This window comes from Streptomyces sp. RKAG293, assembly GCF_023701745.1.
Classification (GTDB): domain Bacteria; phylum Actinomycetota; class Actinomycetes; order Streptomycetales; family Streptomycetaceae; genus Actinacidiphila.
Genome location: NZ_JAJOZB010000001.1, coordinates 2128503 through 2150850, shown reverse-complemented (window position 1 = coordinate 2150850; position 22348 = coordinate 2128503). Strand labels below are relative to the sequence as shown.

21 protein-coding genes are annotated in these 22348 nt (G+C 72.2%); 19 read left to right on the top strand and 2 right to left on the bottom strand.

What is annotated here, in order from left to right; all coding sequences use genetic code 11:
* Positions 1-41 precede the first annotated feature (41 nt).
* From eat to LNW72_RS09355, 3 genes are all read left to right on the top strand, one after another.
* Positions 42-1538 carry an ethanolamine permease gene (gene eat / locus LNW72_RS09365; protein WP_250974988.1) on the top strand — a complete coding sequence of 499 codons (1497 nt, stop codon included), beginning with the start codon at positions 42-44 and terminating at the stop codon, positions 1536-1538.
* Between the two features lie 87 nt (positions 1539-1625).
* Positions 1626-2345: a gamma-glutamyl-gamma-aminobutyrate hydrolase family protein gene (locus tag LNW72_RS09360; protein ID WP_250974987.1), complete on the top strand. Its 720-nt coding sequence runs from the start codon at positions 1626-1628 to the stop codon at positions 2343-2345.
* Between the two features lie 10 nt (positions 2346-2355).
* On the top strand, positions 2356-3705 hold the full coding sequence (locus tag LNW72_RS09355) for a replication-associated recombination protein A (protein WP_250974986.1): 1350 nt from the start codon (positions 2356-2358) through the stop codon (positions 3703-3705).
* 90 nt (positions 3706-3795) lie between these two features.
* Here LNW72_RS09355 and LNW72_RS09350 read toward each other — a convergent pair whose 3' ends face one another.
* Positions 3796-4524, bottom strand: a complete 729-nt coding sequence (locus LNW72_RS09350; RefSeq protein ID WP_250980076.1) for a DUF2470 domain-containing protein — start codon at positions 4522-4524, stop codon at positions 3796-3798.
* Between the two features lie 124 nt (positions 4525-4648).
* On the opposite strand from LNW72_RS09350, the gene rpsD reads away from it, so the two are divergent.
* Positions 4649-5260: a 30S ribosomal protein S4 gene (gene rpsD, locus LNW72_RS09345; RefSeq protein ID WP_250974985.1), complete on the top strand. Its 612-nt coding sequence runs from the start codon at positions 4649-4651 to the stop codon at positions 5258-5260.
* Between the two features lie 21 nt (positions 5261-5281).
* Here the strand turns inward: rpsD and LNW72_RS09340 are convergent, their stop codons facing one another.
* Complete coding sequence (locus tag LNW72_RS09340) at positions 5282-7432, bottom strand: tetratricopeptide repeat protein (RefSeq protein ID WP_250974984.1); 2151 nt, start codon at positions 7430-7432, stop codon at positions 5282-5284.
* 182 nt (positions 7433-7614) lie between these two features.
* Between LNW72_RS09340 and LNW72_RS09335 the strand changes: the two genes are divergently transcribed.
* From LNW72_RS09335 to LNW72_RS09265, 15 genes are all read left to right on the top strand, one after another.
* Positions 7615-8049 carry a DUF948 domain-containing protein gene (locus LNW72_RS09335; RefSeq protein WP_250974983.1) on the top strand — a complete coding sequence of 145 codons (435 nt, stop codon included), beginning with the start codon at positions 7615-7617 and terminating at the stop codon, positions 8047-8049.
* A gap of 6 nt (positions 8050-8055) precedes the next feature.
* The gene (locus LNW72_RS09330) at positions 8056-8412 is read left to right on the top strand and encodes a DUF6167 family protein (RefSeq protein WP_250974982.1); all 357 of its coding nucleotides are present in this window, start codon (positions 8056-8058) and stop codon (positions 8410-8412) included.
* Positions 8412-11081, top strand: coding sequence for an alanine--tRNA ligase (gene alaS, locus LNW72_RS09325; RefSeq protein WP_250974981.1), 2670 nt, complete (start codon positions 8412-8414; stop codon positions 11079-11081). The genes LNW72_RS09330 and alaS overlap by 1 nt, the downstream gene beginning before the upstream one ends.
* Before the next feature lie 2 nt (positions 11082-11083).
* Entirely contained in the window at positions 11084-11548 is a 465-nt protein-coding gene (ruvX, locus tag LNW72_RS09320) for a Holliday junction resolvase RuvX (RefSeq protein WP_250974980.1), read from the top strand.
* A 119-nt stretch (positions 11549-11667) separates the two neighbouring features.
* Complete coding sequence (gene mltG / locus LNW72_RS09315) at positions 11668-13425, top strand: endolytic transglycosylase MltG (protein WP_250974979.1); 1758 nt, start codon at positions 11668-11670, stop codon at positions 13423-13425.
* Positions 13425-14267, top strand: coding sequence for a shikimate dehydrogenase (locus LNW72_RS09310; protein WP_250974978.1), 843 nt, complete (start codon positions 13425-13427; stop codon positions 14265-14267). The genes mltG and LNW72_RS09310 overlap by 1 nt, the downstream gene beginning before the upstream one ends.
* 172 nt (positions 14268-14439) lie before the next feature.
* Positions 14440-15624, top strand: a complete 1185-nt coding sequence (gene aroC / locus LNW72_RS09305) for a chorismate synthase (RefSeq protein WP_138352610.1) — start codon at positions 14440-14442, stop codon at positions 15622-15624.
* Complete coding sequence (locus tag LNW72_RS09300; protein WP_250974977.1) at positions 15621-16136, top strand: shikimate kinase; 516 nt, start codon at positions 15621-15623, stop codon at positions 16134-16136. Before aroC ends, LNW72_RS09300 begins: the two co-directional genes overlap by 4 nt.
* Positions 16133-17224, top strand: coding sequence for a 3-dehydroquinate synthase (gene aroB, locus LNW72_RS09295; RefSeq protein WP_250974976.1), 1092 nt, complete (start codon positions 16133-16135; stop codon positions 17222-17224). Before LNW72_RS09300 ends, aroB begins: the two co-directional genes overlap by 4 nt.
* A gap of 5 nt (positions 17225-17229) precedes the next feature.
* Positions 17230-17670, top strand: a complete 441-nt coding sequence (aroQ, locus tag LNW72_RS09290; RefSeq protein ID WP_250980075.1) for a type II 3-dehydroquinate dehydratase — start codon at positions 17230-17232, stop codon at positions 17668-17670.
* A 136-nt stretch (positions 17671-17806) separates the two neighbouring features.
* On the top strand, positions 17807-18505 hold the full coding sequence (locus LNW72_RS09285; protein ID WP_250974975.1) for an AAA family ATPase: 699 nt from the start codon (positions 17807-17809) through the stop codon (positions 18503-18505).
* 93 nt (positions 18506-18598) lie between these two features.
* Complete coding sequence (locus LNW72_RS09280; RefSeq protein ID WP_250974974.1) at positions 18599-19708, top strand: aminopeptidase P family protein; 1110 nt, start codon at positions 18599-18601, stop codon at positions 19706-19708.
* Between the two features lie 53 nt (positions 19709-19761).
* The gene (gene efp / locus LNW72_RS09275; RefSeq protein WP_138352605.1) at positions 19762-20328 is read left to right on the top strand and encodes an elongation factor P; all 567 of its coding nucleotides are present in this window, start codon (positions 19762-19764) and stop codon (positions 20326-20328) included.
* A gap of 1 nt (position 20329) precedes the next feature.
* Complete coding sequence (nusB, locus tag LNW72_RS09270; RefSeq protein ID WP_138352604.1) at positions 20330-20755, top strand: transcription antitermination factor NusB; 426 nt, start codon at positions 20330-20332, stop codon at positions 20753-20755.
* Between the two features lie 94 nt (positions 20756-20849).
* A complete protein-coding gene (locus LNW72_RS09265; protein ID WP_250974973.1) occupies positions 20850-22310 on the top strand; it encodes an aminotransferase class V-fold PLP-dependent enzyme in 1461 nt (486 codons plus the stop codon).
* The last annotated feature ends 38 nt before the right edge of the window (positions 22311-22348 follow it).

Genomic DNA, 22348 nt, shown 5'->3' with positions numbered 1-22348 from the left:
GCGTTCAAACCTTTACCCCTCGTCCCGTACGGGAGTGACGCATGCCCCAGCCCGGTGATTCACCGTCCCCAACAGGCAGCACGGCAGGCAGCACGGCGACGGCCACCCCGCCCGCGGCCCCACCCGGCGACGGCTACCTGGAGCGCCGCACCCTGCGCCGCGGCACCGCGGGCTGGCTGCTGCTCACCGGACTCGGCGTCGCCTACGTCGTCTCGGGCGACTACTCCGGCTGGAACTTCGGCCTGCGCGAGGGCGGTTTCGGCGGACTGGCCATCGCCACCGCCCTGATGGGCCTGATGTACACCTGCCTGGTCTTCTCGCTCGCCGAGATGTCCTCGGTACTGCCCACGGCCGGCGGCGGCTACGGCTTCGCCCGCCGCGCCCTCGGCCCCTGGGGCGGCTTCCTCACCGGTACCGCCATTCTCATCGAGTACGTGCTGGCGCCCGCCGCCATCGCCACGTTCATCGGCGCCTACGTCGAGTCCCTCAACCTCTTCGGGCTCACCTCCGGCTGGCCGGTCTTCCTCGCCTGCTTCGTGATCTTCATCGGCGTGCATCTGTGGGGGGTCGGCGAGGCGCTGCGCTTCAGCTTCGCCGTCACCGCCGTCGCCGTCCTCGCGCTGGTGGTCTTCGCCGTCGGCGCCCTCGGCTCCTTCGACGCGAGCCGGCTCAACGACATCAAGGTGACCGACGCGGTCGGCGCCGGATCCTGGCTGCCCTTCGGCCTGATGGGGATCTGGGCCGCGTTCCCCTTCGGGATGTGGTTCTTCCTCGGGGTCGAAGGCGTCCCGCTGGCCGCCGAGGAGACCAAGGACCCGGTCAGGAGCCTGCCCCGGGCCATGGCGCTCTCCATCGGCATCCTGGTGGTGCTCGCCGTCATCACCCTGCTGCCGACCGTCGGCGCGGGCGGCGCCGACGCGCTCAAGGAATCCGGGAACCCCCTGGTCGAGGCGTTGCGGACCGCCAACGGCGGGAAGTCCTCAGCCCTGAGCCAGATCGTCAACTACGCGGGTCTCGCCGGTCTGGTCGCCTCGTTCTTCTCGCTCATCTACGCCGGATCGCGGCAGCTGTTCGCCCTGTCCCGGGCCGGCTATCTGCCCCGCTTCCTCTCCCTGACCAGCAAGCGCAAGGCCCCGTACCTGGGACTGGTGGTCCCCGGCACCATCGGCTTCGTCCTGGCGGCGGCCAACGCCGACGACGGGTCCAAGGTCCTGAACATGGCGGTCTTCGGCGCGGCGGTCAGCTACGTCCTCATGGCGCTGTCGCACATCGTGCTGCGGCTGCGCGAGCCCGCCCTGCACCGGCCCTACCGCACCCCCGGCGGCATCGTCACCTCCGCCGTCGCCTTCGTGCTCGCCGTCGCGGCCGTGGTGGCCACCTTCCTGGTGGACATCGACGCGGCCCTCACCGCGCTCGCCGTCTACGCCGTGGCCATCGGCTACTTCGCCCTCTACAGCCGCAAGCGGCTGGTCGCCTCCGCCCCCGAGGAGGAGTTCGCCGCGCTGGCCGCCGCCGAGGCCGAGCTGGCACGGGACTGACGGACGCCGCGCGACGCCCCGCGCGGCTCCGGACGCCCGGCAGCCGTCCGCGCCACAATCGACCCCGTCATCCAGGAGGATCAGTTCATGCCCGAGCAGCCGCTGGTCGGCGTCACGACCTATCTCGACACCGCCAGGTGGGGCGTCTGGGAGACCAGCGCCGTCCTCCTGCCGGAGGTCTACCCCCGCATGGTGCGCGCCGCGGGCGGGATCGCCGCGCTGCTGCCGCCGGACGATCCGGACGTCGCGGCCGCGGCGGTCGCCAGGATGGACGCCGTCATCGTCGCCGGCGGTCCCGACGTCGAGCCCTCGCTCTACGGGGAGCCGCGCCATCCGCGCACCGGTCCCCGGGCGCGCGAGCGCGACCGGTGGGAACTGGCGGTGCTGCGGGCCGCGATCGACTCCGGCACCCCCGTCCTCGCCGTGTGCCGCGGGATGCAGCTGCTGAACGTGCTGTGCGGCGGCACGCTCGTCCAGCACCTCCCCGAGCAGGTCGGCCACGACGGGCACGCCGTCACGCTCGGGGTCTTCGGCGACCACGTCGTGACCCCGGTGCCGGGCACCCTGCTGGCCCGGATCACCCCGGCCCCGGAGAAGGTGCCGACCTACCACCACCAGGCCGTCGGCGCGCTCGGCGCCGGTCTGACGGTGAGCGCGTACGCCGAGGACGGCACCGTGGAGGCGCTCGAGCTGCCCGGGCCCGGCTTCGCGCTGGGTGTGCAGTGGCACCCCGAGATGGGCTCCGACCGGCGGCTGGTGCGGGCCCTGCTGGCCGCGGCAGGAGGCGCTGTCACACCGGTGCCATAGGCTCGGACGAATGGAGCCCGACCTGTTCACCGCAGCCGCAGAGGACCGCCAGGAGAGAGAGCCGGGCAACAGCCCGCTCGCCGTGCGGATGCGTCCGCGCGTCCTGGACGAGGTGGTCGGCCAGCAGCATCTGCTCAAGCAGGGCGCGCCGCTGCGCCGGCTCGTCGGCGAGGGCAGCGGAGGCCCGGCGGGGCCGTCCTCGGTGATCCTCTGGGGCCCGCCCGGCACCGGCAAGACGACGCTCGCCTACGTGGTCAGCAAGGCCACCAACAAGCGCTTCGTCGAGCTCTCGGCGATCACCGCGGGCGTCAAGGAGGTCCGCGCGGTCATCGAGAGCGCCAAGCGGCAGTCCGGCGGCTACGACCGGGAGACGGTGCTCTTCCTGGACGAGATCCACCGCTTCAGCAAGGCCCAGCAGGACTCGCTGCTGCCCGCCGTCGAGAACCGCTGGGTCACCCTGATCGCGGCCACCACCGAGAACCCGTACTTCTCGATCATCTCCCCGCTGCTGTCCCGCTCGCTGCTGCTCACCCTGGAGCCGCTCACCGACGAGGACCTGAGCGGAGTCCTGCACCGGGCGCTGACCCACGAGCGCGGTCTCGGCGGCGCCGTCACCCTGCCCGCCGACTCCGAGGCCCATCTGCTGCGCATCGCGGGCGGGGACGCGCGGCGGGCCCTGACCGCCCTGGAGGCGGGCGCCGGCGCGGCCATCGCCAAGGGCGAGCAGGAGATCACCCTCAGCACGCTGGAGGAGTCCGTCGACCGGGCCGCGGTGAAGTACGACCGGGACGGCGACCAGCACTACGACGTGGCGAGCGCCCTGATCAAGTCCATCCGGGGTTCGGACGTGGACGCCACGCTGCACTATCTGGCGCGCATGATCGAAGCGGGGGAGGACCCCCGGTTCATCGCCCGCCGGCTGATGATCTCGGCGAGTGAGGACGTCGGCATGGCCGACCCCACCGCGCTGCAGACCGCGGTCGCCGCCGCGCAGGCCGTCGCGCTGATCGGTTTCCCCGAGGCGCGCATCATCCTGTCGCAGGCCGCGATCGCCCTCGCCCTCGCGCCGAAGTCCAACGCGGCGTACATGGCGATCGACGCGGCGCTCGCCGATGTGCGCAAGGGCCTGGCGGGGCCGGTGCCGCCGCATCTGCGCGACGGGCACTACAAGGGCGCGGCCAAGCTCGGCCACGCCCAGGGCTACCAGTACCCGCACGACCTGCCCGGCGCCATCGCCGCCCAGCAGTACGCCCCCGACGAGATCCACGGCCGCCGCTACTACGAGCCCACCCGCTACGGAGCGGAGGCCCGGTACGCCGACATCCTCGACCGCGTCCGGGAGCGCCTGTCGGGGGAGTGACCCCGCCCGGCCCGGCCGTGCGGCCGGGCCCGTGAGCAGGCCCGCGGTCCCGTGATCGGGGCAGCGGTCCCGTGGCCGGGCGCGATCCGGCTACGCCCCGTGAAGATCGTCCGCGGAGGCGCGGGCCGCGTCGAAGAGGGTGTGCATCGCGTGGTGCAACTCCTCGTGGCCGCGCACCGGTTCAGGGAAGTCGAAGCGGGCGTCGAAGCTGCCGTCGGCGTCGGAGAAGCGCACCCGCAGCCCGAAGCGGTCCAGTGCCACCGGCACCGCCGTCCGGGTGCCGGCGCACTCGGCGCCCCGTCCGCCGTAGCCGCCGACGAGCCCGCACAGCCACCCGACCTGGTCCTCGTGCGCGGCAGCCAGGTGCTGGAGCAGCTCGGACTCGTGGGCCGCCAGCGGGTCGGCGGTGGCGTCGGCGAACTCGTCGGGTTCCACCTGCTCCGCGCCCCACAGGTCGTCGACGGACGCCTCGCCGACCTCCAGCCGCAGCAGCGCGGTGCCGGGCACGACCGGTTCGTCGCGTACCGGGGTCAGCCAGCCCGCGATCCAGGCCCGCCCGCGGATCCGGTGCGGCACCGAGACGGGTGCCACATCGGTGATCTCCAACACAGCGGTCAGCTCGTCGGCCTCGGCGTGGGTGGCGGCCCGCACGGCCGGGGAATCCGCCGGGAACAGCAGGAACACATCGCCTTCGGGCCCGACGCTGCGCATCTCGGGCACCATCTGACCGGGCTGTACGGGGTCCAGCCCGGGAATGACCAGGACAGCCGACGGGTTACCCTCGACTAGAGTTCGCGCGCGTTCGGCTGCCGATGGCATCCGGAGCGCATCGTCCACGTCGGGGCGCGGCTGACCGTGCGCAGGCATGGGGTTCCCGGGTCGAATCATGCGATCTCCTCAGCTAAGGTAAGCCTTACCTAATTTACATGGAGGATCGTTCCACGTGAACCAGTCGCGTCCCAAGGTCAAGAAGTCGCGTGCGCTCGGCATCGCGCTGACCCCGAAGGCAGTCAAGTACTTCGAGGCCCGCCCCTACCCGCCCGGCGAGCACGGTCGCGGTCGCAAGCAGAACAGCGACTACAAGACCCGTCTGCTCGAGAAGCAGCGGCTGCGTGCCCAGTACGACATCAGCGAAACGCAGATGCGCCGTGCCTACGACCGCGCTCGGAAGGTCGACCTCAAGACAGGCGAAGCGCTGATCATCGAGCTGGAGCGCCGTCTGGACGCGCTCGTCCTGCGGTCCGGTCTGGCCCGCACCATCTACCAGTCCCGGCAGATGGTCGTGCACGGTCACATCGAGGTCAACGGCCGCAAGGTCGACAAGCCCTCCTTCCGCGTGCGCCCCGACGACGTCGTGATGGTCCGCGAGCGCAGCCGCGAGAAGACCCCGTTCCAGGTCGCCCGTGAGGGTGGCTGGGCCGGCGAGGGCGAGACGCCGAAGTACCTGCAGGTCAACCTGCAGGCCCTGGCCTTCCGCCTGGACCGCGACCCGAACCGTCGCGAGATCCCGGTGATCTGCGACGAGCAGCTCGTCGTCGAGTACTACGCCCGCTGATCCAGCGAGCGCCGGGTACTCTCAGCCCGCCGTCTCCCCGCCGCCCACGGCAGGGGAGGCGGCGGGTTCGTGCGTACGGGGGCCGGCCACCCGCGGCACCGGGCCGAGCCGCTCCGGCGGCTGCTCCGCCGGCCGCTCGCGCAGCGCCCGCGCCACCGCCGCGTCCAGACCGAACCGCGCGCCCTCCGCCAGCCCCGACTCGTAGCCGGCGTCGCCCAGAGCGGTCCTGGCCCGCTTCTCGCACAGCTCGTGCGGCGCGTTGAAGAACTGCGAACCGAACAGCCGCAGCCCCACCGAGCGCCAGACCCGGCCGGCCGCGCCCTGCAGCACCGCCGCCTCGTACGGCGCGCCCTCGCCCTCGGTGATCAGCGCCAGCAGCTCGATGGCGAGCACCGCGCCGACCAGGTCGTGGAAGGCGTGGTCGATGACCAGGCATTCCTCCACCAGCTCCCGCGCGGCGGCCGGGTCCCCGCCGAGCCAGGCCGCGTACCCCAGCACATAGAGCGCGTACGCCAGGGCCCAGCGCTCGCCGTGGTCGCGGCAGATGTCGCGGACCTCCTCGCTCAGCGCCACCGCCCGCTCCAGATCGCCCCGGAAGGCGACCGCCATCGCCAGTTCGACCTGCGCCATCAGCACATTGCTGTTGAGCTCGCCGATCTCGCGGTAGGCGTCCAGCGCCGCCCCGATCAGCTCCTCGGCCCGGACCATGTCGTCCGACAGCAGCGCCAGGCACCCCAGCCGGTGCACCGCGTACGCCGAGGCCGGCGCGTTGCCCGTCAGCGCGGCCTCGTCGCGGCACTCCTGCAGCACGCCGAGCGCGCACACCGGATCGCCCTGCAGCACGGCCACATACCCGTACACCCACATCGCCTTGGCCCGCGCCTCGGCGTGCGACGTTTCCAGCTCCAGCGCCCTGGCCAGCCAGAGCCGGCCCTCGGACAGCCGCCCGCAGCCCACCCAGTAGAACCAGAGGGTGGCCGCCAGGTACTGGCCCACGTGCGGATCCTCGGCGCCGCTGAGGCTGAACTCCAGCGCCAGCCGCAGATTGGGCAGATCCGCCTCGACCCGGGCGGCGACCTCGGCCTGCCGGGGGCTGAACCAGTCCAGCTCGCACCAGGTGGCCAGCCCGAGATACCAGTCGCGGTGCCGGCGCTGCATGCGCGCCGTGTCGTCCAGCGCCTCCAGCCAGCCCGCGCCGTACTCGCGGACGGTCTCCAGCATCCGGTAGCCGACGCCCTCCTCACAGGTCACGACCGACTGCGCCACCAGCTGCGCGATCGTCTCCATGACGTCCTCGGCGGGCAGATCGGGACTGGAGCACACGTATTCCGCGGCCTCCAGGTCGAACTGCCCGGCGAAGACCGAGAGCCGGGCCCACAGCAGCCGCTGGGCGGGCGTGCACAGTTCGTGGCTCCAGCCGATCGCGGTCCGCAGCGTGTGGTGCCGGGTCGGTGCGCTGGGGTCGCCGCCGGTCAGCAGCCGGAAACGGTCGTCGAGGCGCTGCAGCACCTGGCCCACCGAGAGGGCGCGCAGCCGGCCCGCCGCCAGTTCCAGGGCCAGCGGAATGCCGTCCAGCCGCCGGCACAGTTCCACGGCGGCCTCCTGGTTGGCCGCGGTGACCCTGAAGCCCGGCAGCACGGCGGCCGCCCGGTCCGCGAACAGCCGGACGGCGTCACCGTCCGCGGCCGCCGCGGGCAGCGGCGCCAGCGGGACGGTGTGCTCGCCCGTGATGCCCAGCGGCCGGCGCGCGGCGGCCAGCACCCGCAGACCGGGCGCCCGGCGCAGCAGTTCCGCGACGAGTTCCGCGCACTCCCGCACCACATGCTCGAAGCCGTCCAGCACCAGCAGCAGTTCACGCTCGGCCAGTTCCTCGGCGAGCGCGGTCCGCGGCGGCCGTCCGGTGTGGTCGGCCAGCTTCAACGCCTCGGCCAGGCTGTGTTCCAGCAGCTCCGCGTTGTACAGGGCGGACAGCTCCACGAGCCACACCCCGTCGGGGAACCGGCCGGCCACCCGCCGTGCCGTCCGCGCCGCCAGCCGGGACTTCCCGACGCCGCCGACCCCGGTGATGGTGACCAGCCGCGCCTGCTCCAGCAGACCGTCGAGGGCCGAGAGTTCGGCGGCCCGCCCGACGAAGCTGTTGAGCTCGGCGGGGAGGTTTCCCGCTGTGTCCATGGTCTACGGAGAGTACGGGGTGGTGAGCGGAACGTACAATCACGCCACCTCCGGGAGCCCGGGGCACTACCCTGCGACGCTGCCGCCGCGCCGGGAATGCGGTACGAACGCCGAGGCCGGGCGCGATAGGGTCGGTAGCTGATTGTTGTTGTGAAGTGGTGACGGTGAGGGAGCGCAGCAACGTGTCCGGTGGAGAGGTGGCCGGCCTGATCGTGGCCGTCTTCTGGGCGATCCTGGTGTCGTTCCTGGCGGTGGCGCTCGTCCGGCTGTCCCAGACGCTCAGGAAGACCACCGAACTGGTCGCGAGCGTCACCGAACAGGCCGTTCCGCTGCTCGGCGAGGCGACCTCCGCGCTCCGCTCCGCGCACACCCAGCTCGACCGGGTCGACACGATCACCGCGGACGTCGCCGAGGTGACCGCCAACGCCTCCGCGCTCTCCTCGACGGTGGCCTCCACCTTCGGCGGGCCGCTGGTGAAGGTCGCCGCCTTCGGCTACGGGGTGCGGCGCGCGGTCGGCCTGCAGGCCAAGGGCGCGGGGAAGACCCGCACCGTCGTGGTCGGCAAGGCGCTGCCGGCCGCCCGGCGCGGCAGCCGACGCAACCGTTCGAAGGGCTGACACACCATGTTCCGCCGCCTGTTCTGGTTCTTCACCGGCGCCGCCGCGGGCGTCTGGGCCACCACCAAGGTCAACCGCGCGGTGCGCAGGCTCTCCCCGGACAGCCTCGCCGCGACGGCGGCCGACAAGGCGCTCGAAACCGGCGCCCGCCTGCGGCTCTTCGCCCAGGACGTGCGCGCCGGGATGACCGAGCGCGAGATCGAACTCAAGGACGCGCTGGGCCTGGAGGCCGCCGAAGGGGACCTCCCCGGGCAGCGCCGGGCCGCACTCGACGCACCGCAGCCGCTCCCGCAGCAGTCACACCCCCAGAAGTCCTACAAGCAGTCGCACAAGCAGTCGTACAACCGGAAGGACAATCACTGATGGAGTCGGCAGAAATCCGCCGCCGCTGGCTGCGCTTCTTCGAGGAGCGCGGGCACACGGTCGTGCCCTCGGCGTCCCTCATCGCCGACGACCCGACGCTGCTGCTGGTCCCGGCGGGCATGGTCCCGTTCAAGCCGTACTTCCTCGGCGAGGTCAAGCCGCCCTTCGAGCGCGCCACCAGCGTGCAGAAGTGCGTGCGGACGCCCGACATCGAAGAGGTCGGCAAGACCACCCGGCACGGCACGTTCTTCCAGATGTGCGGCAACTTCTCCTTCGGCGACTACTTCAAGGAAGGCGCCATCAAGTACGCCTGGGAGCTGCTCACCAGCTCCGTGGCGGACGGCGGCTTCGGCCTGGAGCCCGAGAAGCTCTGGGTCACCGTGTACCTGGACGACGACGAGGCCGAGCGCATCTGGCGCGAGGTCGTGGGCGTCCCCGCCGAGCGGATCCAGCGCCTGGGCAAGGCCGACAACTACTGGTCCATGGGCGTCCCCGGACCGTGCGGCCCCTGCTCCGAGATCAACTACGACCGGGGCCCGGCGTTCGGCGAGGAGGGCGGCCCGGCCGTCAACGACGAGCGCTACGTGGAGATCTGGAACCTGGTCTTCATGCAGTACGAGCGCGGCCCCGGCCAGGGCAAGGACGACTTCGAGATCCTCGGCGAGCTGCCGTCGAAGAACATCGACACCGGCCTCGGCCTCGAACGCCTCGCGATGATCCTGCAGGGCGTGCAGAACATGTACGAGACCGACACCCTGCGCGTGGTGATGGACACGGCCACCGAACTCACCGGTGTCCGGTACGGCGCCGAGCACGGCACCGACGTCTCGCTGCGCGTCGTCGCCGACCACATGCGCACCTCCGTGATGCTCATCGGCGACGGGGTCACCCCCGGCAACGAGGGCCGCGGCTACGTGCTGCGCCGCATCATGCGCCGCGCCATCCGCAACATGCGGCTGATGGGCGCCACCGGGCCGGTCGTCGGCGAGCTCGTGGACACCGTCATCAAGACGATGGGCGAGCAGTACCCGGAGCTGGTCACCGACCGCAAGCGCATCGAGACCGTCGCCCTCTCCGAGGAGGTCGCCTTCCTCAAGGCGATCAGCGGCGGCACCAACATCCTGGACTCCGCCGTCAGCGAGACCAAGGCCGCCGGCGGCACCGTGCTCTCCGGCGACAAGGCGTTCCTGCTGCACGACACGTGGGGCTTCCCGATCGACCTCACCCTCGAAATGGCCTCCGAGCAGGGCCTGTCGGTGGACGAGGAGGGCTTCCGCCGGCTCATGAAGGAGCAGCGGGACCGCGCCAAGGCCGACGCCCGCGGCAAGAAGCAGGGCCACGCCGACCTCTCGGCCTACCGTGAGGTCGCCGACCGTTCCGGCACCACCGAGTTCACCGGCTACAGCGCCAACCAGAACGAGGCCACGGTCGTCGGGCTGCTCGTCGACGGTGTCCCGTCGCCGGCCGCCCACGAGGGCGACGAGGTCGAGATCGTCCTGGACCGCACCCCGTTCTACGCCGAGGGCGGCGGCCAGCTCGCCGACACCGGCCGGATCAGGATCGACACCGGCGCGATCATCGAGATCCGCGACGTGCAGCAGCCGGTGGCCGGCGTCAGCGTGCACAAGGGCGTCGTCCAGGTCGGCGAGGTCACCCTCGGCGCCGGCGCGCTCGCCCAGATCGACCTGGTGCGCCGCCGGGCCATCGCCCGCGCCCACAGCGCGACGCACCTGACGCACCAGGCGCTGCGGGACGCCCTCGGCCCCACCGCCGCCCAGGCCGGTTCCGAGAACTCCCCGGGCCGCTTCCGCTTCGACTTCGGTTCGCCCGCCGCCGTACCCGGCACGGTGCTCACCGACGTCGAGCAGAAGATCAACGAGGTGCTGGCCCGGGAGCTCGACGTGACCGCCGAGGTCATGAGCATGGAAGAGGCCAAGAAGCAGGGCGCCATCGCCGAGTTCGGCGAGAAGTACGGCGACCGGGTCCGGGTGGTCACCATCGGCGACTTCTCCAAGGAGCTGTGCGGCGGTACGCACGTCGGCAACACCGCCCAGCTCGGGCTGGTCAAGCTGCTCGGCGAGTCGTCCATCGGCTCCGGGGTGCGCCGGGTCGAGGCGCTGGTCGGAGTGGACGCGTACAAGTTCCTGGCCCGTGAGCACACGGTCGTCGCGCAGCTCACCGAGTTGGTGAAGGGCCGTCCCGAGGAGCTGCCCGACAAGATCTCGGGCATGCTCGCCAAGCTCAAGGAGGCGGAGAAGGAGATCGAGCGCTTCCGCGCCGACAAGGTCCTGCAGGCCGCGGCCGGACTGGCGCAGGGCGCCCAGGACATCAAGGGCGTGGCGCTGGTCACCGGCACCGTGCCGGAGGGCACCGGCGCCGACGACCTGCGCAAGCTCGTGCTGGACGTGCGGCAGCGCGTCGGGGGCGGCCGGGCCGCCGTCGTCGCGCTGTTCACCGTGGCCAACGGCCGCCCGCTCACCGTGATCGCCACCAACGAGGCCGCCCGCGAGCGCGGTATCAAGGCCGGCGAACTGGTCAGGTCCGCGGCCAAGACGCTCGGTGGCGGCGGCGGTGGCAAGGACGACGTCGCGCAGGGCGGCGGCCAGAACCCGGCCGCCGTGGACGAGGCCGTCGCCGCGGTCCAGCGCCTGGTCGAAGAGAAGGCCTGACGGTGCGCAGAGGCAGGCGTATCGCCGTCGATGTCGGGGATGCCCGGATCGGGGTCGCCTCGTGCGACCCCGACGGGGTCCTCGCGACACCGGTCGAGACGGTTCCGGGGCGGGACGTCCCGGCGGCGCTGCGCCGCCTCGCGGCGATCGTCGAGGAGTACGAGCCGATCGAGGTCGTCCTGGGACTGCCGCGCTCGCTGAGCGGGAACGAGGGTCCCGCGGCGGTCAAGGTCCGGGCGTTCGCGCAGGATGTGGCAAAAATCATCGCCCCCGTCCCGGTGCGGCTGGTGGACGAGCGGATGACCACGGTCACCGCCACCCAGGGCCTGCGGGCGTCGGGCGTCAAGGCCAAGAAAGGCCGTGCGGTGGTCGATCAGGCCGCCGCGATCGTCATCCTGCAGAGCGCCCTCGAGACCGAACGGGTGTCGGGGAAACCAGCCGGGGAGAGCGTCGAAGTGGGCAGCTGATCGCGGTACGGTAACGTTCCGCGCGACACGGCGGCGCCACCTGGCGCCGCCCGTTTCGCAAGGGGCGGCCAGTTCGGACGATGCGATCGCCCCGCGTCCGACGCGTACCAAGGGGATCGATGACTGACTATGGCCGGGGCTCCGGCTCCGAACCGTGGCATCCCGAGGACCCGCTCTTCGGTGACCAGGGGTACCAGCAGCAGCCGCGCCAGCCGCAGCCGCAGGACGACTGGGACCCCTACGCCACCGGGCAGCAGCCGCAGTACCCGTACAACGGTCAGCAGGCTCCCCAGCAGCAGAACCCGCAACAGCAGCAGTACCCCCAGAACCAGCAGCAGCAGTACCCGCAACAGCAGCAGTACCCCCAGAACCCGCAGCAGCAGTACCCGCAGCAGCAGCAGTACCCGCAGCAGGGGTACCCCCAGCAGCAACAGCAGTACCCGCAGCAGCAACAGCACCCCCAGCAGGGCCAGCACCAGGGCCAGCAGCAGTACAACGACTGGGACACCTCCGGGGGTTCGTCCGCCCCGTACGGTGCCAACCCCGGCGACCCCTACGGCGGCCAGCCGCCGGCCGATCCCTACGGCGCCCAGCAGCCCGACTTCTACGGCCAGGGCGGCTACCCGCCCCCGCAGCAGCCGCAGCACCGGCAGCCGCCGGAGCAGCAGCCCCAGCAGCCGATGCGGTCCGCCCCGGACAACACGGGCGACTGGGAGGCCGAGGCGGAGCCGGAGACGCACGCCTTCTTCGCCGACGACACGGACGACGAAGAGCCGGCAGAGGACACCCCGGCCGGCCGCGGCGGACGCAAGCGCGGCGGCAAGGGCGGCAAGAAAGAGGGCAAGAAGCGCCGCAGCGGCTGCGCCTGCCTGGTCGTCCTGCTGGTCCTCGGCGGCGGCGTCGGCGGAGCCGGCTACTTCGGCTACCAGTTCTACGAGAGCCACTTCGGCGCGGCGCCCGACTTTTCGGGCGAGGGCACCGGAGACGTACAGGTCGAGATCCCCAAGGGCTCGACGCTGACGGACATGGGCAACATCCTCAAGACCGCGGGCGTGGTCAAGAGCGTCGACTCCTTCACCGCGGCGGCCGGCAAGAACCCCAAGGGCAAGAGCATCCAGGCCGGCATCTTCATCCTCCACAAGGAGATGTCGGCCGCGGCGGCGGTCACGATGATGACCGACCCGTCCAAGCAGAGCGCCATAATCCTCCCCGAGGGGCTGCGGGCCACCGAGATCTATGCCGCCATCGACAAGCGGCTGAGCGTCAAGGCGGGCACCACGCAGGCCGCCGCCAAGGGCGCCGATCTGGGCCTGCCCGCCTGGGCGCAGGGCAATGTCGAGGGCTTCCTCTTCCCGTTCCGGTACAGCGTCGGCAAGGCCACCAAGCCGCTCGACCTGCTCAAGCAGATGGTCCAGCAGGCCGAGGCCGAGTACAAGAAGGACAACATCGAGGAAGAGGCGGCGAAGGTCCACAAGACGCCGCTGCAGATCATCACCATCGCCAGCCTCATCCAGGCCGAGGCGCAGGAGGACGAGGAGTTCGGCAAGGTCTCGCGGGTCATCTACAACCGCCTCGACAAGGACATGGCGCTGGGCTTCGACTCGACGATCAACTACGCCATGGGCCGCTCCACGCTGAACACGTCCACCAAGGACACCAAGTTCCCGTCGCCGTACAACACCTACCTCCACAAGGGCCTGCCGCCCGGTCCGATCGGCAACCCGGGACACCAGGCGATCGACGCGGCGCTGCACCCGACGGCGGGCAACTGGCTGTACTTCGTCACGGTCAAGAAGGGCGATACGCGCTTCACCGACAGCTACACGGAGCACCAGAAGAACGTCCAGGAGTTCAACAGGAACAAGGGCACCGGCTGATGCGGGAACCACGCCGGGCCGGAGTCCTCGGCTCGCCGATCGCCCACTCGCTCTCACCGGTGCTGCACCGGGCGGCGTACGCCGAGCTCGGTCTCACCGGCTGGCGCTACGACGCCTTCGAGGTGGACGAGGCGGCGCTGCCCGGCTTCCTGGCCGGGCTCCGGGACGGCACGGGGGAGCCCGGCAGCTGGGCCGGGCTGTCGCTGACGATGCCGCTCAAGCGCGCGGTCATCCCGCTGCTGGACGAGGTCAGCGCCACCGCGTCCTCCGTCGAGGCCGTGAACACCGTGGTCTTCACCGCGGACGGCCGGCTGACCGGCGACAACACCGACATCCCCGGGATCGCCGCCGCGCTGCGCGAACACGGAGTGACGAGCGTGGAGTCCGCGGTGGTGCTCGGCGCCGGGGCGACCGCCTCGTCCGCGCTGGCCGCACTCGCCCGGATCTGCGCCGGCGAGGTCACCGTGTACGTACGCAGCGCCGCGCGCGCCGCCGAGATGCGCGAGTGGGGCGAACGGCTGGGCGTGCGGGTGCGCACCGAGGACTGGGGCGACGCGGCGAAGGCGTTCGAGGCGCCGCTGGTGATCGCCACCACCCCGGCGGGCGCCACCGACGGCCTCGCCGAGTCCGTGCCGGAGCGGCCGGGCGCGCTCTTCGACGTGCTGTACCACCCGTGGCCGACCGCCCTCGCGGTCGCCTGGACGGCCCGCGGCGGCGAGGTCGTCGGCGGTCTCGACCTCCTGGTGCACCAGGCCGTGCTCCAGGTCGAGCGGATGACCGGCCGGACGCCGGGGCCGCTCGCCGCGATGCGCGCCGCCGGCGAAGCGGCACTGGGCGTCTGACACCGGCGGCGTCCGCCCGTTCCGAGCCCATCACACCGCCACGTCCACAACCTGGACCGGAGGCGGGACGTCCGCCCCGGCCGTGGGAGGATCGGTGGTGGCGGGCCAGGGCCGCGCACCCGGCCGTGCCGTTGAAATTCGGACGTTCGAGGCGCGAGCAAAAGGAGCACCGTTGAGCAGGTTGCGCTGGCTGACCGCGGGGGAGTCGCACGGCCCCGCACTCGTCGCGACGCTGGAGGGACTGCCCTCCGGCGTACCCGTCACCACGGCGATGGTGGCGGACGCGCTGGCGCGCCGGCGGCTGGGTTATGGCCGCGGTGCCCGGATGAAGTTCGAGCAGGACGAGGTCACCTTCCTCGGCGGCGTACGGCACGGCCTGACCATGGGCAGCCCGGTCGCGATCATGGTCGGCAACACCGAGTGGCCCAAGTGGGAACAGGTCATGGCGGCCGACCCCGTCGACCCGGAGATCCTGGCCGGTCTGGGGCGCAACGCGCCGCTGACCCGCCCGCGCCCCGGCCACGCGGACCTCGCCGGCATGCAGAAGTACGCGCTCGACGAGGCCCGGCCGATCCTGGAGCGCGCCAGCGCCCGGGAGACCGCCGCCCGCGTCGCGCTGGGCGCCGTCGCCCGCTCCTACCTCAAGGAGACGACGGGCATCGAGATCGTCAGCCACGTCGTCGAACTGGCCGCGGCCAAGGCCCCGTACGGGGTCGTGCCGGTGCCCGCCGACGAGGCCCGGCTCGACGCCGACCCGGTGCGCTGCCTGGACTCCGACGCGAGCGACGCGATGGTGGCCGAGATCGACCAGGCCCACAAGGACGGCGACACGCTCGGCGGCGTCGTCGAGGTGCTGGCGTACGGCGTTCCCGTCGGACTCGGCAGCCACGTCCACTGGGACCGCCGGCTCGACGCGCGGCTGGCCGCCGCCCTGATGGGCATCCAGGCGATCAAGGGCGTCGAGGTCGGCGACGGCTTCGGCCTGGCCCGGGTGCCGGGTTCACAGGCGCACGACGAGATCGTGCCGAGTCCCGAGGGCATCCGCCGCTCCACCGGCCGCTCCGGCGGAACCGAGGGCGGCATGAGCACGGGTGAACTGCTGCGGGTCCGGGCGGCGATGAAGCCGATCGCGACGGTGCCGCGCGCCCTGGCCACCGTCGACGTCACCACCGGTGAGGTCGCCGCGGCGCACCACCAGCGCTCGGACGTCTGCGCGGTGCCGGCCGCCGGGATCGTCGCGGAGGCCATGGTCGCGCTGGTGCTCGCCGACGCGGTCGCGGAGAAGTTCGGCGGCGACTCGGTGGGCGAGACCCGGCGCAACGTCCAGGGGTACCTCGAGAACCTGGCGATCCGTTGACCGGGCCGCTGGTCGTCCTCGTCGGCCCGCCCGGCGCGGGCAAGAGCACCGTCGGCAAGCTGCTCGCCGCCCGGCTCGGCACCACCTACCGGGACACCGACGCGGATGTCGCGCGGACCGCGGGCAAGTCGATCCCGGAGATCTTCATCAACGACGGTGAGGACCACTTCCGGCAGCTCGAACTGGCCGCGGTCACCGACGCCCTCGCCGAACACACCGGCGTACTGGCGCTCGGCGGCGGAGCGATCATGTCGCCGGTCGCCCGCAGCCTGCTGCGCGGCCGTCCGGTGGTCTTCCTGGACGTCGGAGTCAACGACGCCGTCAAGCGGGTCGGCCTGGACGCCCCGCGTCCGCTGCTCGCCGTCGCGCCGCGCCAGCAGTGGCGCGAGCTGATGGAGAAGCGCCGTCCGCTGTACACCGAGGTCGCCCGCGCGGTCGTCCCCACCGACGACCGCACCCCCGAGGACGCTGCGGAAGCGGTCCTCGACGCACTGGAATTGAAGGACGCATGAGCGAGAACCACACCCGTATCGCGATCGCCGGCACCGCGGGTACGGAACCCTACGAGGTGCTGGTCGGACGCCAGCTGCTGGCCGAGCTGCCCGCCCTCATCGGGCCGGCCGCCAAGCGCGTCGCGGTGCTGCACCCGGAGGCGCTCGCCGCCACCGGCGAGGCACTGCGCGCGGACCTCGCCGAGCAGGGCTTCGAGGCCATCGCGATCCAGCTGCCGAACGCCGAGGAGGCCAAGACCGTCGAGGTCGCCGCCTACTGCTGGAAGGCGCTGGGCCAGACCGGCTTCACCCGCACCGATGTGATCGTCGGCGTCGGCGGCGGAGCCACCACCGACGTCGCCGGCTTCGTGGCGGCGACCTGGCTGCGCGGGGTGCGCTGGATCGCCGTCCCCACCACCGTGCTGGCCATGGTGGACGCGGCGGTCGGCGGGAAGACCGGCATCAACACCGCCGAGGGCAAGAACCTGGTCGGGGCGTTCCATCCGCCGGCCGGGGTGCTCTGCGACCTCGCGGCGCTGGACTCGCTGCCGCCCAATGACTACATCAGCGGCCTCGCCGAGATCATCAAGGCCGGATTCATCGCCGACCCGGTGATCCTGGACCTGATCGAGGCCGACCCGGCCGCGGCCCGTACGCCGCAGGGCGCGCACACCGCCGAGCTGATCGTGCGCTCCATCCAGGTCAAGGCCGACGTGGTCTCCGCCGACCTCAAGGAGAGCGGCCCGCGCGAGATCCTGAACTACGGCCACACCCTCGCGCACGCCATCGAGAAGAACGAGCGCTACAACTGGCGGCACGGCGCCGCGGTCTCCATCGGCATGGTCTTCGCCGCCGAGCTGGGCCGGCTGGCCGGCCGGCTGGACGACGCGACCGCCGACCGGCACCGCACCGTCCTGGAGTCGGTGGGACTCCCGCTGACCTACCGCGGGGACCAGTGGCCGAAGCTGCTGGACGCCATGCGCGTCGACAAGAAGTCCCGCGGTGACCTGCTGCGCTTCATCGTGCTCGACGGGCTGGCCAAGCCCACCGTCCTGGAGGGCCCGGACCCGGCGGTCCTGGTGGCCGCCTACGCGGAGGTCTCCAAGTGACCGGCGTGACCCGCCGCGTGCTGGTGCTGAACGGGCCGAACCTCGGCCGGCTCGGCTCCCGGGAGCCCGACGTGTACGGCGCCACCTCGTACACCGGGCTGGTCGAGGCCTGCACCACCCTCGGCAAGGAGCTCGGCTTCGACGTCGAGGTCCGGGAGACCAACGACGAGGGCGAGCTGATCCGCTGGCTGCACGAGGCCGCCGACGGACGGATCCCGGTCGTCATCAACCCGGGCGCGTTCACCCACTACTCGTACGGGATCAGGGACGCGGCGGCGCAGCGCACCGCCCCGCTCATCGAGGTGCACATCTCGAACCCGTACGCCCGTGAGGAATTCCGCCACACCTCGGTCATCGCGGCCGTCTCCACCGGTACCGTCGCCGGCTTCGGCATCGGCTCCTACCGGCTGGCGCTGCGCGCCCTGGCGGAGGAGATCACCGGCTGACATCGTCGTCCGGGCACCTGTGCCGCTCCCCGGCCGTTCACACAAGTACCTCCGGGGACGGTACGGTTCGGTTCGAACGGCCTGTTCCCGGCCGTCACGGAAGCAGAACCTCCGGCACGAGATGGAGTGGGACGGGATGCAGCACGCTGTGGGGGCACCGCAGCCCGGCCGGCCGGGACCTCAGCCGGCCCCCAGCACCACCGGCCACTTCCCCCTGCCTGCCGCCGGCCCGGTCCAGCTGCCCGCACCTTCCGGCGGCTCGCTGCCGGGCGGCGGCTCAGGGCCCGTGGCCGTCCTGCTGATCGGCGCGGCCGGGGCCGGCAAGACCACCATCGCCCGGCACTGGGCCGACAACCGCGGGGTACCGACCGCCCACATCAGCCTCGACGACGTCCGCGAGTGGGTCCGCTCCGGTTTCGCGGACCCGCAGGCCGGCTGGAACGAGCACTCCGAGGCCCAGTACCGGCTGGCCCGCCGCACCTGCGGCTTCTCGGCCCGGAACTTCCTGGCCAACGGCATATCGTGCATCATCGACGACGCGGTCTTCCCGGACCGGCCGGTCGTCGGCCTCGGCGGCTGGAAGCGGCACGTCGGCCCCGGCCTGCTGCCCGTCGTCCTGCTCCCGGGCCTGGACGTGGTCCTGGCCCGCAACGCCGCGCGCAACGGGAACCGGCGGCTCTCCGACGAGGAGGTCGCCCGGATCCACGGCCGGATGGCCGGCTGGTACGGATCAGGGCTGCCGATCATCGACAATTCGCAGCTCGACGTGGTCGCGGCGGCCGCGGCGCTGGACCGGGTCGTGGCCCGCAGCGTCCAGGGCCCGCCCGTCTGGTAGCCGACGGGAACCGGCCGCCGCGCGGAAGACGGCCCGACCCCGGTCGGACGCGCTCGGGCGGCCCCCCGGACGGCCCGCACGTACGCTCGCGACATGTCCGACGTGCACGCAGCCCGCAGAGAACGCCTGCGCGACCGATGCGCGGCGTCAGGAGCGGCGGCGGCGCTGGTCTCCCGCCCCGCGAACGTCCGCTATCTGACCGGCTGCGCGCCGGCCGGCGCGGTCCTGCTGATCGGCCCCGGCGACCAGGACGCACTGGTCCGCAGCCGCCCCGCGGTCGGGGACCTGTCCGAGGCGCAGCCGCCGGAGGACGTACGGACGGTCGTCCTGACGAGGTCGGACGGCGATCCGGTGGTGGCGGCCGCCGGACTGGTCCTCGAACGGCGGGGCGACACGCTGGCCGTCGAGGAGCACCACCTCACGGTCAGCCGGCACCGGGCGATCGGCTCGGTCGCGCCCGGACTGCGGCTGACCGACCTCCGCGGGGCCGTGGAGCAGCTGCGGGTGGTCAAGGACGAGCAGGAGATCGCCTCGATCCGGATCGCCGCCGAGCTCGCCGACCAGGCGCTCGGCGAGCTGCTGGAGTCGATCCTGGTCGGCAGGACCGAGCGGCACCTCGCGCTGGAACTGGAGCGCCGGCTGGTCGACCACGGCGCGGACGGCCCGGCCTTCCCCACCTGCGTGGGCACCGGCCCGCACTCGGGGGCCGCGCGGCACGTCCCCACCGACCGGCGCGTCGAGGAGGGCGACTTCCTCACCGTCCGGCTCGGCGCCTGCTACCGCGGCTACCGCTGCGAGGTCGGCCGCACCTTCGTCGTGGGGACTTCTCCCGCAGACTGGCAGATCGAGCTGTACGAGCTGGTCTTCGCCGCCCAGCGGGCCGGCCGGGAGGCCCTCGCACCCGGTGTGGCCTGCCGTGATGTGGACCACGCGGCGCGCTCCGTACTGGCCGCCGCGGGCTACGGGGAGGCCCTCGGAGAGGTGACGGGACATGGCGTGGGACTCGAAATCGACGAGGACCCTCGGCTGTCACCTGCGGCCATGGGTAAACTGGACGCTTGCGTGCCGGTCACCGTCGAACCGGGGGTCCACCTTCCGGGCCGCGGCGGTGTCCGCATCGACGACACACTCGTCGTACGTCCCCCGACGGACGGCGGGCCCGAGCTACTCACCATTACGACCAAGGAGCTGCTCGCCCTGTAAAAGGGCGCGCCCCCTCGGTCTCCGAAGCTGCACTTTCAGGAGATTCCGCAACCGTGGCATCCACGAACGACCTCAAGAACGGCCTCGTGCTCAAGCTCGACGGCGGCCAGCTCTGGACCGTTGTCGAGTTCCAGCACGTCAAGCCCGGCAAGGGCCCCGCCTTCGTCCGCACGAAGCTCAAGCACGTGCTGTCCGGCAAGGTCGTCGACAAGACCTTCAACGCCGGCATCAAGGTCGAGACGGCCAACGTCGACAAGCGCGGTATGCAGTTCTCCTACAAGGACGGCACCGACTTCGTCTTCATGGACACCGACACCTTCGACCAGGTGTACATCACCCCCGAGGTCGTCGGCGACGCCGCCAACTACCTCCTCGAAGGCTTCGAGGCCGTCGTGGCGATGTACGAGGGCGCTCCGCTCTACATCGAGCTCCCGGCCTCCGTCGAGCTGGTCATCGAGTACACCGAGCCGGGTGTCCAGGGCGACCGGTCGACCGGTGGCTCCAAGCCGGCGCGGCTCGAGACCGGCTACGAGATCGGCGTTCCGCTCTTCATCACCACCGGTGAGAAGATCAAGGTCGACACCCGTTCGGGTGACTATCTCGGCCGGGTGAACAGCTAACGTGGCTGCTCGGAACAAGGCCCGCAAGCGTGCCTTCCAGATCCTCTTCGAAGCGGATCAGCGGGGTGTCGACCCGAAGACCGCCATGGCGGACTGGATCCGGCTCGCCCGGACCGACGACCGGCAGCCGCCGGTCACCGAGTACACCATGCAGCTGGTCGAGGGATACGCCGCCAACGCGCCCCGCATCGACGAGCTGCTCGCGACCTACTCGGTGGGCTGGACGCTGGACCGGATGCCGGTCGTCGACCGGAACGTCCTGCGGCTCGGCACCTATGAGCTGATCTGGGAGGACGAGACCCCGGACGCGGTCGTGCTGGACGAGGCGGTCCAGCTCGCCAAGGAGTTCTCCACCGATGAGTCGCCCGCCTTCGTCAACGGGCTGCTGGCCCGTCTGAAGGACCTCAAGCCGACTCTCCGGCGATAGCGTCACCCGCACCGACCAGGCCCGGAGCAGAAGCTGAACAATCTTCTGCTTTGGGCCTGGTGTGTTTCCCGGACGGTGGCCTAGTTTCGCTGGCATGTCCGATCAGGAGACCGATCAACAGATCATCGACCGGCTGACGGCGCTGCGGTCCCAGGACCTCCCGGTGCGCGGCGGCCGCACCATGGCCTATGTCTACGACTCCGGGCTGGACGGTCTCGACGACCTCGCGGAGCGGGCCCAGGCGGCCTTCGCCGGGGTCAACGGCCTGGACATGACGGCCTTTCCCAGCGTGGTGGCCCTGGAGAACGACATCGTCGGCCGGGCCGCGGGGCTGCTCGGCGGGGACGGCGGGACGGCCGGCACCTTCACCAGCGGCGGCACCGAGAGCTGTCTGCTCGCCGTGCTGACCGCCCGGAACCACGCCCGTCGCACCCGGGGCGTCACCGCCCCGGAACTGGTGCTGCCCGCCACCGCCCACGCGGCCTTCCGCAAGGCCGCCGCCCTCTTCGGCCTGACCGTCGTCACGGTCCCGGTGGACCCCGGGACGTTCCGCGCCCGCCCGGAGGCGATGGCGGCCGCCATGACCGACCGGACGGCCCTGGTGGTGGCCTCGGCGCCGTCCTACGCCCACGGGGTGATCGACCCGGTCACCGAGATCGCCGCCGCGGCGGCCGGGCGCGGGGTGCTGTGCCACGTCGACGCCTGCATCGGCGGCTGGTACCTGGCGCACCTGCCCCGGACGCTGCCCCGGCCGCCCGCGTTCGACCTGGCGGTGCCGGGCGTCACGTCGATCGCGGTGGACCTGCACAAGTACGCGTACACCCCCAAGGGCGCCTCGGTGCTGCTCTTCCGGGACGCCGAACTGCGCCGGCACGGCTGGTTCGCGGACGCCTCCTGGCCGGGCTACCCGGTGGTCAACGCCACGCTCCAGGGCACCAAGTCCGCCGGGCCGCTGGCCGCCGCCTGGGCGGTCCTGCGGCGGATCGGCCCCGCGGGCTACGCCGAGCTCTCCGGGCGCGTGCACGAGGCGGTACAGGCCCTCGTCGGGGGCATCGGCCGGATCGACGGGCTGCGGGTGCTGGGCATCCCGCAGGCGTCGCTGGTCGCCGTCGCCTCCGACGATCCGGGGCTCGACCCGTTCGTCGTCGCCGATGAGATGCGGCTGCGCGGCTGGTTCCTGCAGCCGCAGCCCGCCTTCGGCGGCTCCCCGCCCAACCTGCATCTGACCGTCACGGCGGCGGTGGCGTCCCCCGAACGGATCGCCCTGCTGCTGGAGGAGCTCGGCGGCGCCGTACGGCGGGCCCGCGAGCTCGGCCCGGCCGCCGTCGACGAGGGGCTCGCCGGGCTCGCCGCCCAGCTCGATCCCGACACGCTCGGCCCCGAGGAGATCGCCCTGGCCCTCCAGCTCGCCGGCATCTCCGACGACGGGGCGCTCCCGGAGCGGATGGCCCCGGTGCTGGCGGTCCTGCAGGCGCTGCCGCCCCGGCTGACCGAACGGCTGCTGCCGGAAGTCATCGGCCGGCTCTACCGGGCGCGGACTGGGCCGTACGGGTGACGGAGACCCCCGCGGGCCCGTTCCGGGCTCCGGGGCAA